Raw genomic sequence first — 12,877 nt, 5'->3', positions numbered from 1 at the left:
GTCTCCCTCTCGGCTATTCGGCGGCCAGGCCGCGGGCGAGCGCGGCGCGGCGATGGGTGGGGTAGGGCACGCCGAGATTCTCGCGCAGCGTCGTGCCCTCATATTCCGTGCGGAACAGGCCACGCCTTTGCAATTCCGGGACCACCATATCCACCACATCGGCCAGCCCGCCGGGCAGCCAGGGCGGTAGGATATTGTAGCCATCCGCCGCGCCCTGCTCGAACCATTCCTGCATGGCGTCCGCGATATCCGCCGGCGTGCCGACCACGGTGCGATGGCCGTTGCCCGCCGCGACCAGCGTATAGAGCTGGCGGATGGTCAGGTTGTCGCGCCTGGCCAGGTCGAGGAAGATCTGTGCCCGGCTGCGCATGCGCGGGTCGATACTGTCCGGCACCGGCCCATCCACATCATAGGCGGACAGGTCGCCCATGACGCGGGAAAGCTGGTTGAGGCCGAGCAGCGGGTCCAGCAGCGACTGCACCTGTTCATGCTTGTCCTGCGCTTCCTGCCGCGTGCGGCCGGGCACGGCGAGGATGCCGGGCATGATCTTCAGATGCTCCGGCTCTCGCCCATAGCGCGCCATGCGGCCCTTCACATCGCTGTAGTAGGCCTGGGCCGCCGAAAGATCCTGGGACGCGGCGTAGAGCCCATCCGCCGTGGCCGCCGCCAATTCGCGCCCGGGATCGGAGGCGCCGGCCTGGAAGATCACCGGATGCCCCTGCGGCGTGCGCGCCACGTTCAGCGGGCCGGCCACGCGGAAATGCTCGCCCTTGTGGTTCAGCACATGCAGCTTGGATTCGTCGTAATTGATGCCGGATGCCTTGTCGCGGATGAAGGCATCATCCTCCCAGCTCTCCCACAGGCCGCGCACCACCTCGACGAATTCGCCGGCGCGGTCGTAGCGCTTCTCGTAATCCGGCGCCTTCTCGAAGCCGAAATTACGCGCCTCGGTATCGGTGAAGGAGGACACCACATTCCAGCCCGCACGGCCGCCGCTGATGTGATCCAGCGAGGCGAATTTGCGGGCGACGTGATAGGGCTCGTTATAGGTGGTGGAGGCGGTGGCAACGAGGCCGACATGCTCGCTGACCATGGAAAGCGCCGAGAGCAGGGTGAGGGGTTCGAACACCACATTCTTCGAGGAGCGCGCCAGCGCACCCTTCGGTTCGTCCTGCGCGCGGATGCCGACACCATCGGCCAGAAACACCAAATCCAGCTTGCCGCGCTGGGCGATGCGCGTGACGTCCACGTAATGGGACAGCTTCATGTTGCCGACCGGGTCGATATCCGGGTGGCGCCACGCCGCCATATGGTAGCCCAGCCCGATCATCGAGACACCGAGCTTCATCTGACGTCGCGGCATGGCGGCACCCTTGCACCGAAAGGTGAAGGCTGCCGTCATCCCTGCCGCGCCGCAAGCATTGCTGTGGCGATCGCGGCTTTCGCGAATTCAGATCACTCGGCCAGCGACATGCCCAGCGCCGGCTTCGCATCCGCCGGCAGCGGGCTGGCATAGGGTTTGCCGCCGGTCCGCGCCGCGTGGTCGGCCTTGGCCTTGGCGATCAGGTCCGGGTTGCGCAGCGCATCCACCGCAGTGCCGGCCATCACCTTCGCGACATGCACCATGCCGGTATGCGCGGCCGGCGCCTTGCCCTGCGCCACCACCTGCCAGCTATGGCCCGGCGTGCCGATGGCATAGGTCGCACCGCGCGCCTGCACGGTGGGCACCTTCCACGAAACGTCGCCGACATCGGTGGAGCCGTTCATGCCCGCACCCTTGGCGCCGAGCGGCACGATCAGCTCGCACAGCGCCTTGCCGGTATCCGGCGTGACGCCCTGGCGGCGATAGCCGGAGAGGATGTCCTCCTCCGACAGGGTCTTCTGGATCTCGGCCGCATAGGCCTTGTCTTCATCGGTGAATTGCGGCGGGCCGAGGCGCTCGAAGTTATCCTGCATCAGCCGTTCCAGTGGCGAATTGCCGAGCAGGTTGGACACCGCCGAGATCACCTGGGTGGAAACCGTGGTCTCCGTCATCAGCGCCGCGCCATCCGCGATCTTCCGCACGCGCGTGACCAGCGCGTTCAGCTCCACCAGGTTCCGCGCGCGGATCAGGTAGCGCACCTTGGTCTGCGACTGCACCACATTCGGCGCGATGCCACCGGCGTTGAGATAGGCGTAGTGGATGCGTGCATCGCTCGGCATATGCTCGCGCATGTAATTCACGCCGACATTCATCAATTCGATCGCATCCAGCGCCGATCGACCGAGATGCGGGGAGGATGCGGCATGGGCGGCGCGCCCGGTGAAGGAGAAATCGATGCGGGTGTTGGCGAGCGAGATCGCCTCATTCACGCCGGAAAAGCTGGCCGGGTGCCAGGAGATGGCAATGTCCACATCATCGAAGGCGCCCTCCCGCACCATGAAGCCCTTGGCCGCGCCGCCTTCTTCCGCCGGGCAGCCATAGTAGCGCACGCGGCCGGGCAGGTTGTTGGCCTTGAGATAATCCTTCACCGCGGCGGCGGCGAGCAGGCTGGCGGAGCCCAGCACATTATGCCCGCAGCCATGGCCGTAGCCATCACCCGGCAGCGGCTTGTGCTCGGCCACGCCAGCTTCCTGGGACAGGCCGGGCAGGGCGTCGTATTCACCAAGGATGGCGATGACAGGGCCGCCCTCGCCGGCCTCGCCCATCACCGCGGTCGGAATGCCCGCCACGTCGCGCGTGATCGCGAAGCCCTCGGCCTCCAGCATGGCGATGTGTTCCGCGACGCTGCGGTGTTCGTTGTAGCAAAGCTCCGGCATCGCCCAGACGCGGTCGCTGAGGGCGGCATAGGTCTCCTTGCGGTCATCGACGCTGCGCCAGACCTGTTCGTCGTTCTGCATGGGGGTATTTCCTTCAGTTCAGTGCCGCGGCGGCGTCGTCGATGGCGGCCTGGGCCTCACGCAGCGCATGGGCCAGGCGGTTCCGGGCGCGTTGCGCGTCCACGGTGGCGAATTTCGCGGCGTCGCTGCCGGGCGCCGTGGCGGCCAGGTCGCGTACCGGCTGCAGGGTCGCCCAGGCGGGCAGGGGCAGCGCGGCGGCATGGCCGAAGCGGTCGCCGGGCGTGTAGTCCACCGGCACCAGCGCGCGGGACGCACGCATCAGCGCCGCACTCGCGGCCGCCGCATCCTTTGCGGGGCGGCCGGGAAGATTGGCGGCGCTGTCGCGCAGCCGCGTTGCCGCCGCCACCAGCCCGCCAAGATCGAACCGCCCATCCAGCTTCTGCGCCAGCGGCGCCAGTTCCTTCAGCAAGGCGTCTGCCGTCGCCGCATGGTCCAGCGGCACGACCGGCTCCGCCAGCAGCTTCCACACCACCTGCGTCAGCACGCGCGTGTCGCGCACCAGATTGGCCTCGTCGATCTTGTCCAGCAGGTCGTGCGGCGTGTGCCACCACCAGCCCAGCGCATTGCGCGCCTGTTCGTGCTTGGCCGGCTGTTCGCTGATCGAGCCCAGCATGGAAGGAATGCCGATGCCGACGAAGCTCTCGTCGCTGTTGCGTGCCTTGCGCTTGCCCTTGTAGGTCTGGTTGGTCTGCGCCTGCACCGCTTCCGCCGCCAGATGCCGCAGCTCCGTCATCGCGGCCGCATTCTCCAGCACCGTGGCGCCGACACCGCCGAGGCTGTCCACATTCACATGCGCGGCACAGAGGCGGTCCAGCTCGTCCCAATGCGTATCGGCATACCAGGCGGAGCTGGAGTAACGGCCATGCGAATGGCCGGACCAGAAACACACGCGCAGCCCGCGCTGCCATTTCGCCTGCTGCTGCGCGCAGATCCGCGCCGCCTCCATCATGCCGGCATTGGCGGAGCCGTTATCCATCACGCCGTAATACCAGGTGTCCTGGTGGCCCGACATCAGGATGAAGGGCGCGTCCGGTTCACCAAGTTCCGCGACCAGGATCGGCGTCTTGCGCCAGCCGGTATCCACCTCCGCCTCCAGCGTCACCACAGGCTCGCCGCCAGCGGCCAGCGCATCGCGGATCGCGCTGCCATCGGCATTGTTCACGCTGCAGACGATGGTGGTGGGCAGCTCATCCCGCGTGCTGGTGCCGGGGCTGCCCCAGACCGGGGAGATGCACATCTCGTGGATGTGTTCATGATGGGAGATATGGAGTTGCCCGGCGGCACCGGCACGGGCGGCGCGCCGTGCCACAGCGGGCGTTGCCATGCCCTCGCAGAGCACGATGCGCCCCGCCAGGCTGCACCCGGCGAAATCCGCATCCGTGCCATGACCGAGATAGACCGGCACGCCGGAGATGGTGCCGGGGCAGGAGAAGGATTGCGTGATACAGCCTATCGCCTTGCCATCGACGAGCACCTGCGCCTTGCCGGGCAGGCTGATATAGGCGTCGTGCAACAGAAGCTGCGTGCGGAAGCCATAGTCGCGCATGCGGGTTTCGAGGAAGCGGATCGACTCCAGCTCATCCTTCTCCCCGCTCAGCTTCATCCAGCGCGCGATCTCGCGCAGATTGGCCATCATCTCCGGGCCGCTGACAGCATCCTGCATCCGCGTTTCCTCCTTCACCGGCGAGCCGGCACCTGGCCTTCGCCAATGTCCCACCAGATGCCGGCCATCAGGCCCAGCCCTTCCCGCAGCAGCGGCGCCAGCGCGTGTTCGTCCGGGCCGTGCTGGTTGCAGCCGGCATAGCTGTTCGGAATCCAGATCACCGGCGTGCCGAGTTCCTCCAGGAACATGTCGGAGGGGTTGGAGCCGGAGGAGTTCGGGATGATGTTCGGCGCCCGGTTGGTGGTGCGCCGCATCGAACCCGCGACCATCGCCACCCAGGGATCATCGGGGTCGGTGCGCGAGGCGCCGAACATGTCCCGCTCCATCATCGGCACGATCTCGACTTCCGGGAAGCCCTTGGCATCCAGGTGCCGGCGCAGCGCGGGGACGAAGTCGGCGCCGGGGATATCCGCCGTGTGCCGCACCTGAAGCCGCGCGCGGGACTCGCCCTGCACAGCATTGGTCGGCGCATCCGGGTGACCGGTGAGCTGTGCCAGCACGATCACGCTGGTCCAGCCAAAGATCTTTTCGGCCTTGGTCAGCCCGGGCTCGCCCCAGCCGGGATCGCCATCGGGCAGGCCGGGGATGTCCTCGAAGACCAGATCGCCGATGGCGCGCTTGACAGAGGCCGGCATCGCGGCGGGCGTCCAGCCTTCCACCAGGATGCGGCCGTTGCGGTCGGTGATGCTGGCCAGCGCATGTGCCAGCACGAAGCCGGGGTCCGTCAGCACGCCGCCCCAATGGCCGGAATGATGCGCGTGGTCGCGCAGCCGCACCACCAGGTCGAAGGCCACGCCGCCGCGCGCGCCGAGCTTCATTTCCGGCATGAAGGTGGTCTGCCGCGGCCCGTCCAGCCCGATGAACACATCCGCCGCCAGCCGGTCCTTCTCTGCCCGCAGCAGGTCGCGCAGGCCGGGGGAGCCCTGTTCCTCCCCGGTTTCGACCAGCACCTTGGCGTTGAAGCCGAGGCGTCCGCCACGCTCCGCCAGCACGGCACGCAAAGCCTCGATGGCGATCAGGTGCTGGCCCTTGTTGTCGACCGTGCCGCGCCCGTACCATTTCTCGCCGCGCGGCGTGACCTGCCAGGGGTCGAGGCCTTCGCTCCATTTCGGCGCCAGGCCGCGCACCACATCGCCATGGCCGTAGACCAGCACGGTTGGCAGCGCCGGGTCCTCGATGCGCGTTGCCAGGAAGACCGGGCCACGTCCACTGCGGGGATTGTCCAGCACCATCTGCTCGAAGGGCATGTCGCGCATCAGGGCGGGCATCGTCTCGGTGCAATAGCGCGTCAGCGCCGGAAGGCTGTCCGGCAACTGGCTTTCCGTCGGTACCGCCACCAGCTTCCGCAGCGCCTCGAGATATGCGCCATCGTCAAAGCAGCGTTCCGCGCGCGCGATCGCCCCAGCCCGAGAGCCCGCCATGCCGTATTCCTTCCCGCCATCTGCGCCGAGCTTCGCACGGCTTTGCCGGCGGCGTGAAGATGCGGGGCTTGCACGACTAAGGCTCCGGCGCGACGCTTGCCAGATCAACGGGAACCGGCAGGCATGGCGGCATCGCAACGCATCGCGGAATGGATTGCGGATCATCCGCGTGCCCGCACCGCGGCGGTGGCACCGCTGGCCATGCAGGGGCTGCGCGATGCCATCGGCGTGATGCTGGCCGGATCGGTCGAGGAAACGCCGCGCCGGACCGCAGCCGCCGTGGCGCGCTGGGGTGGTGGCGTGTCGCGCGTGGTCGGCACGGGGCAGGCGCTCGCCGCACCCTGGGCGGCGCTGGTGAATGGCGCGGCGGCGCATGTGCTGGATTATGACGACACCTTCGATCCGCTCGCCGGCCACGCCACCGCCGTGCTGGTGCCCGCCATTCTGGCGCTGGGTGAGGAACGCGGCGCCGATGGCGCGGGGCTGCTGGATGCGCTGGTGGTCGGGCTGGAGGTGATGGCCTGCATTGGCCGCGGCGTTAATCCGCGTCACTACGCGCTCGGTTGGCACGCCACCTCCACCATCGGCGCCATCGGTGCGGCCGCCGCTTGCGCACGCCTGTTGCGGCTGGATGCGGTGCAGGCGCGGGATGCGCTGAGCCTCGCCACCAGCATGGCGAGCGGCAGCCGCATGCAACTCGGCGCCATGGCGAAATCCGTGCATGCTGGCCTGGCGGCGAAAAGCGGTCTGCTGGCGGCGAGCCTGGCGGAACAGGGCGTCGGCGGCACGGATGAGGCGCTGGAGGGTCGCTGGCGTTTCGCCGAGATGTTCGCCGGTGGCGCCACCCCGGAGGGGACGATGGAGCCGCCCGGCGAGACGGCGCCGCTGGCCATCGAAGCCGTGGGCATCAGCTACAAGGCCTATCCTACCTGCGCCGCCACGCATCTCTCGCTGGATGCGCTGCTGGCTTTGCGCATACCGGCGGACCGCATCGCGCGGATCGAGACGGCGCTGCCCGCAGTGCTTGCCGGCAACCTGGTGCATGAGAATCCGCGCAGCGGCATGGAGGCGCGGTTCAGCATGCAATACTGTCTGGCCGCCGCGGCGCTGCAGGGCCAGGTGGCGCTGGCGGATTTCGAGGGTGAGGCAATCCATCGCCCCGACATCCGCGCGCTGATGCCGCGCATCACCATGCTGGCCCTGCCCGATGCGATGCCGCGGCCCGCCACCCGCGTGACCCTGCATCTGACAGATGGCAGCAGCCGTACCGAAATCCGCAGCCTTCGCCGTGGTGCCCCGGGCAACCCGATGAGCGAGGCGGAACATGAACAGAAATTCCGCGACTGCGCGGCGCGCGTGCTGAGCACGCCCGGGACGGATGCCGCCCTGGCCGCCATCGCGCAGGCCGCCGATGCCCCAACCCTTGTCTCCAGACTGGTGCCCTCCGCATGAAATTCACCACCGAAACCCTGCTCGCCGGCATCCGCCCCTGGGTGGAACATGAGACACCGACCGATGCGCCGGAGGCGATTTCCGCGCTGATGGCGAAGGTGGCGGCGGAAGCGGGTGAGGCCGGGGCGCGGACCGAGATCATTCCGGGCCGCGACGGCATGGGCGATCATCTGCTGCTGCGCTCACCCTGGGGTGGCGATGCGCCGGGCATTCTCGTCCTGTCGCATCTGGATACGGTGCACCCGATGGGCATGCTGGCGCGCATGCCCTTCCGGGTGCAGGACCGCATCGCCCATGGTCCCGGCATCTATGACATGAAGGCCGGCGCGCGCCTCGCCTTCGAGGCGTTCCTGACCTTCCTGCGCGCCAACACGCCGACGCCGCTGCCCATTACCTATCTGTTCAATTCGGATGAGGAGGTCGGCAGCCCCACCAGCAAGGATTTGATTCGCGAGCTTGGTGGTCGCGCGAAGTACGTGCTGGTGACGGAGCCGGCGCGGGAGGGCGGCAAGATCGTCACGGCACGCAAGGGCGCCGCGCGGTTCGACCTGATGATGAAGGGCCGCGCCGCGCATTCCGGCAGCCGCCATCAGGATGGGCGTTCCGCCATCGGCGAACTGGCGCATCAGATCATAGCGCTGCACGGCATGACCGATTACGAACGCGGCATCACGGTGAATGTCGGCACGATCACCGGCGGAACGCGGGCGAATGTGGTGGCGGAAGAAGCCCGCGCCGCCATCGACATGCGTCTGCCGACCCCGGCCATTGCGGCGGAGATGCTGGCCAAAGTGCGAGCACTGGCGCCGCACGGCCCCGATGTGACAATGACCATCACCGGTGGCCTCAATCGCCCGCCCTATGAGAAGACGCCGGAGATCGCCGCGCTGTTCGACCATGCGCGGAAGCTGGCAGCGGAAATCGGCTTCGATCTGCAGGACCTGAAGACCGGCGGTGGAAGCGACGGCAATTTCTGCGCTGATCTGGCGCCGGTGCTCGATGGGCTGGGCGCCGACGGCAAGGGTGGGCATACGGATTTCGAACAGATCTACCTGGACAGCCTGGTACCGCGCGCGGAACTGCTTCGCCGGTTGATGGAGACGCTTAGCTGATCTGCCGCGGACGGCGGCGGGTCGATCTCCACCTGCACCATTCCGTAGGCGCGCAGCGAACCATGCCGGCGCGGCAGGCCGCTTGCGAACAGGTTACGCGTGGTGGCGGCCAGGTCGAAGGACATGGTTTCAACCGGCTGCGGACGGGCCGGGATTTCGGCAGTGCCAGCCGGTGCGGTTTCCGTTGTGCCCGTGACTGCAGGGGGCTTCTGGCGCTCAGACGGTGAGCAGCTTCCGCACGGCGCCCTCATCGAGCGTGCCGGCCGCGCCGGCCAGTGCCACCTCGCCGCGCACCATCACCGCAATCGAATCAGCCAGCTCCCGGGCGAAATCGTAGTATTGCTCCACCAGGATCACGGCCATGCCACGATCCTTCGCCAAATGGCGGATGACGCGGGCGATATCCTTGATGACGGAGGGCTGGATCCCCTCCGTCGGCTCATCGAGGATCAGCAGCCGCGGCCGGGCACACAGCGCGCGGCCGATCGCCAGTTGCTGCTGCTGCCCGCCCGAGAGATCGCCGCCGCGCCGGCGCAGGAACTGGCGCAGGATGGGGAACAGGTCGAACACTTCCGAATCCACGCCGGACCCGCGCGGTGCCGCGGCGAGCGCGGTTTCGAGATTCTCCTGCACGGTGAGGAATGGAAAAATCTCGCGCCCCTGCGGCACATAACCGATGCCGGCGCGGGCGCGTTCCGCTGGTGCGAGCCGTGTCACGTCACGGCCTTCCCAGGTGATGGTCCCCACGCGCACCTTCTCCAGCCCCATGATGGCACGCAGCAGCGAGGATTTGCCGACGCCGTTGCGCCCCAGCACCGCTGTGACCTTGCCCGGCGCCGCCTCCAGCGACACGCCGCGCAGGCACAGGCTGGCGCCGGAGGACAGGTCGATCGCGGATACGGTCAGCATCTCATCGCCCCAGATACACTTCGATCACGCGCTGGTCGTTCTGCACATGGTCGATCGAGCCCTCCGACAGCACGCTGCCGTCGCACAGCACGGTGACGCGGCGGCCGAGGGCGCGGACGAATTCCAGGTCGTGCTCCACCACCACCACGCTGCGGCGGCCGGCGATGCGGACCAGTAGGGCAGCGGTGTGCTCGGTTTCCGAATCGGTCATGCCGGCCACGGGTTCATCCACCAGCAGCAGTTCCGGGTCCTGCATCAGCAGCATGCCGATCTCCAGCCATTGCCGTTGGCCGTGGCTGAGGATGCCGGCCAGGTCCTGCGCGCGTTCGGTCAGCCCGATCTCGGCCATGGTGGTCTCGATCCGGGTCCGCGCCTCGCCCGTCAGCTTCCAGCGCAGGCAGGCGATGGGGCCGCGCGGCGCCTTCAGGGCGAGTTCCAGATTCTCGAACACCGTCAGCGCATCGAACATGGTGGGTTTCTGGAACTTGCGGCCGATGCCGAGATTGGCGATGCCGGCCTCATCCATGCGCGTCAGGTCGGTCTCGCCGAACAGCACCTTGCCGCCAGTGGGGCGGGTCTTGCCGGTGATGACGTCCATCATCGTCGTCTTGCCGGCGCCGTTGGGGCCGATGACGGAGCGAAGTTCGCCCGGCTCCACAATCAGCGAAAGATTGTTCAGCGCCCGGAAGCCGTCGAAGACGACCGAGACGCCGTCGAGGTAAAGGCGGCGGCCCTTGCTCATCGGCCGCGACCCTTCATCAGCCCGATCAGTCCCTTCGGCAGGAACAGTGTCACCGCGACGAACAACCCGCCCAGCACGAACAGCCACAGGTCTGGCGCCGCGCTGGTCAGCCAGGTCTTCAGCCCGTTGACAGTGAAGGCGCCAAGCACCGCGCCCACCAGCGTGCCGCGCCCACCCACTGCCACCCAGATCACCGCCTCGATCGAATTGGCCGGGCTGAACTCGCCCGGGTTAATGATGCCGACCTGTGGCACGTACAGCGCGCCGGCCACGCCCGCGAGCATGGCGGAGAGCACGAAGGCGAACAGCTTATGGCTGGTGGTGTCATAGCCCAGGAAACGCACGCGGCTTTCGGCATCGCGGATCGCCGTCAGCACGCGCCCGTACTTGCTGCGTGTCAGCCGTTGGCAGATCAGGAACGACAGCACCAGCGCGATCAGCGAAGCATAGAACAGCCCGGCCCGGGCGCCGGAAGTATTCAGCGAGAAGCCCAGCAGCTCCTTGAAGTCGGTGAAGCCGTTATTGCCGCCGAGGCCCATATCATTGCGGAAGAAGGCCAGCATCAGCGCGAAGGTCATCGCCTGCGTCAGGATGGAAAGGTACACGCCGGTGATGCGGCTGCGGAAGGACAGGAAACCCACCACCAGCGCCAGCAGCCCCGGCACCAGCAGCACCATCAGCATGGCGAAGGGGAAACTGTCGAAGCCCAGCCAGTACCAGGGCAGTTCCTGGTAGCCGAGGAACACCATGAAATCCGGCAGCACCGGATGGCCATAGACACCGCGCGGCCCGATCAGCCGCATCAGATGCATGCCCATGGCATAGCCGCCCAGCGCGAAGAAGGCGCCATGGCCAAGCGAGAGAATGCCCGCATAGCCCCAGGCCAGGTCCAGCGACAGCGCCAGGATGGCGTAGCAGATCCATTTGCCGGTGATGGAGACGAGGAAGTCGGAAACATGCAGCGGGTGGCTGACCGGCAGCAGGTTCAGCAGCGGCATGATGCCGAGCAGCAGCACAAAGATCACCAGCCCCGCCCGCAGCCCAAGCCGCAGCCGCGTGGGCGAGGAGGGGGTGGATACCGCCAGGCTCATGCCTCCGCCGCCCTTCCCTTCTGCGCGAACAGGCCGCGCGGCTTGCGCTGGATGAACAGCATCACCGCCACCAGCACGAACACCTTGGCCAGCACGGCACCGGCCCAGGGCTCAAGCACCTTGTTGATGATGCCGAGCCCGAAGGCCCCCACCAGCGTGCCCGCCAACGACCCCACGCCGCCAAAGACCACAACGAGAAAGCTGTCGATGATGTAGCCGGTGCCGAGATTGGGGGAGACATTGTCGATCTGGCTCAGCGCCACGCCTGCGATGCCGGCGATGCCCGAGCCGAAGGCGAAGGTCAGCGCATCCACCCGCCCGGTGCGAATGCCCATGGACGCCGCGATGGCGCGCTTCTGGGTTACCGCGCGCATCTCCAGCCCGAAGCGGGTGAAACGAATGGCGGCAACCGTCAGGGCGAGCACGACCAGCGAGAAGGCCAGGATCCACAGCCGGTTCTGCGTCACCGCGATATCCCCCGGCAGCATCAGCGTGCCCTGCATCCAGGACGGGCTGATGATCTCGCGGTTCTGCGCGCCGAAGGCCAGGCGCACCGCCTGCTGGATCATCATGCCGACGCCGAAGGTCATCAGCAGCGTCTCCAGCGGCCGACCGTAGAGGTGGCGGATCAGCCCGCGTTCCATCGCCGCGCCGCAGGCCGCGGTGATCAGGAAGGCGGCCGGCACCGCCAGCGGCAGCGACCAGGGTTGCAGGGCGGGGATGTCGCGCAGCGCCTCCTGCACGACGAAGGTGGTGTAGGCGCCGAGCATGACGAACTCACCATGCGCCATGTTGATCACGCCCATCACGCCAAAGGTCACCGCGAGGCCGAGTGCTGCCAGCAGCAGCACGGAGCCGAGCGACAGCCCCTGGAACAGCGTCTCCGCCGCACGGCGCAGCGCCAGGCGCTGGTCGATCGCCACGACGGCCTCATCGATCTGCGGGGCGATATCCGGATTGGCGCTGCGGAATTCCAGCAGCACCGCGCGCGCCTCCGGCGACGCCGTGGCGCCGAGCGCGGTGACGCCGAGCAGCTTGTCCGCCGCATCGCTCGCCATCAGCCGCGACGCGGCCAGCGCCAGCGCCATGCGCGCGCGAATGGCCGGCACCGTCTCGCGCGCCAACGCGGCCTCCAGCAGCGGCACATTCTCGGCCGATCGGCTGCGGAACACGGCCTCTGCCGCCGCCTGGCGCTCGGCCTGGTCGGGCGAGAGCAGTTGCAACCGTCCCAAGGCGCCCCGCAGCGCGACGCGTACGCGGTTGTTCAGCCGCACCGGCTCCGCGCCGCCAGCCTCCGCCCTGGCGCCGCTCATGGCATCGATGGCGCCGGCCCCGTCACGGATCAACAGCGCGCCATCCGCCTGGCGCAGCAGCCTTCCATCGGCCAGCGCGCGGAGCAGGGGCAGGGCGCGCGGGTCGCCACTGGCGCCGAGCCGGTCCACCGCTTCCGCAGTCTGGTTGAAGCTGGTACCGAGCCCGGTGAGGCCGGCGGTGAAGGCGTCCTGCGCGCGCGCCGGCAGCGCCAGGGCAAGCACCATCAGGAAGATGAGGACGGAATGCTTCATGCGCGATGTGGACAGGGGCGGCACAAAGCCGCCCCGTCCCGC

10 protein-coding genes are annotated in these 12,877 nt (G+C 68.0%); 2 read left to right on the top strand and 8 right to left on the bottom strand.

Features of this window, described 5'->3' with window-relative positions; translation table 11 throughout:
• Positions 1-13: 13 nt before the first annotated feature.
• From Q8S40_RS18700 to Q8S40_RS18685, 4 genes are all read right to left on the bottom strand, one after another.
• Complete coding sequence (locus Q8S40_RS18700; RefSeq protein WP_305671602.1) at positions 14-1,363, bottom strand: LLM class flavin-dependent oxidoreductase; 1,350 nt, start codon at positions 1,361-1,363, stop codon at positions 14-16.
• A gap of 92 nt (positions 1,364-1,455) precedes the next feature.
• Positions 1,456-2,880 (bottom strand): M20 family metallopeptidase, encoded by a 1,425-nt coding sequence (locus tag Q8S40_RS18695; protein ID WP_304811576.1) that lies wholly within the window; start codon positions 2,878-2,880, stop codon positions 1,456-1,458.
• A 13-nt stretch (positions 2,881-2,893) separates the two neighbouring features.
• Complete coding sequence (locus tag Q8S40_RS18690) at positions 2,894-4,543, bottom strand: M28 family peptidase (protein WP_305671601.1); 1,650 nt, start codon at positions 4,541-4,543, stop codon at positions 2,894-2,896.
• A gap of 14 nt (positions 4,544-4,557) precedes the next feature.
• A complete protein-coding gene (locus Q8S40_RS18685; protein WP_305671600.1) occupies positions 4,558-5,964 on the bottom strand; it encodes a M20/M25/M40 family metallo-hydrolase in 1,407 nt (468 codons plus the stop codon).
• A 123-nt stretch (positions 5,965-6,087) separates the two neighbouring features.
• Here Q8S40_RS18685 and Q8S40_RS18680 point away from each other — a divergent pair, with 123 nt between their 5' ends.
• Complete coding sequence (locus Q8S40_RS18680; protein WP_305671599.1) at positions 6,088-7,416, top strand: MmgE/PrpD family protein; 1,329 nt, start codon at positions 6,088-6,090, stop codon at positions 7,414-7,416.
• Positions 7,413-8,528: a M20 family metallopeptidase gene (locus Q8S40_RS18675; protein WP_305671598.1), complete on the top strand. Its 1,116-nt coding sequence runs from the start codon at positions 7,413-7,415 to the stop codon at positions 8,526-8,528. Before Q8S40_RS18680 ends, Q8S40_RS18675 begins: the two co-directional genes overlap by 4 nt.
• Before the next feature lie 216 nt (positions 8,529-8,744).
• On the opposite strand, the gene urtE is transcribed toward Q8S40_RS18675, so the two are convergent.
• From urtE to urtB, 4 genes are read right to left on the bottom strand one after another with little or no spacing between them, the layout of a single operon-like run.
• The gene (gene urtE, locus Q8S40_RS18670) at positions 8,745-9,437 is read right to left on the bottom strand and encodes an urea ABC transporter ATP-binding subunit UrtE (RefSeq protein ID WP_305671597.1); all 693 of its coding nucleotides are present in this window, start codon (positions 9,435-9,437) and stop codon (positions 8,745-8,747) included.
• A gap of 1 nt (position 9,438) precedes the next feature.
• Positions 9,439-10,179 (bottom strand): urea ABC transporter ATP-binding protein UrtD, encoded by a 741-nt coding sequence (urtD, locus tag Q8S40_RS18665; RefSeq protein ID WP_305671596.1) that lies wholly within the window; start codon positions 10,177-10,179, stop codon positions 9,439-9,441.
• Positions 10,176-11,270, bottom strand: a complete 1,095-nt coding sequence (urtC, locus tag Q8S40_RS18660; RefSeq protein ID WP_305671595.1) for an urea ABC transporter permease subunit UrtC — start codon at positions 11,268-11,270, stop codon at positions 10,176-10,178. Before urtC ends, urtD begins: the two co-directional genes overlap by 4 nt.
• The gene (gene urtB / locus Q8S40_RS18655) at positions 11,267-12,835 is read right to left on the bottom strand and encodes an urea ABC transporter permease subunit UrtB (RefSeq protein ID WP_305671594.1); all 1,569 of its coding nucleotides are present in this window, start codon (positions 12,833-12,835) and stop codon (positions 11,267-11,269) included. The genes urtC and urtB overlap by 4 nt, the downstream gene beginning before the upstream one ends.
• Positions 12,836-12,877: the final 42 nt, after the last annotated feature.

The sequence above is a fragment of the Falsiroseomonas sp. genome (assembly GCF_030695085.1).
GTDB lineage: Bacteria > Pseudomonadota > Alphaproteobacteria > Acetobacterales > Acetobacteraceae > Falsiroseomonas.
The sequence above is the reverse complement of the archived record's forward strand: the minus strand, read 5'-3'. Positions and strand labels throughout refer to the sequence as shown.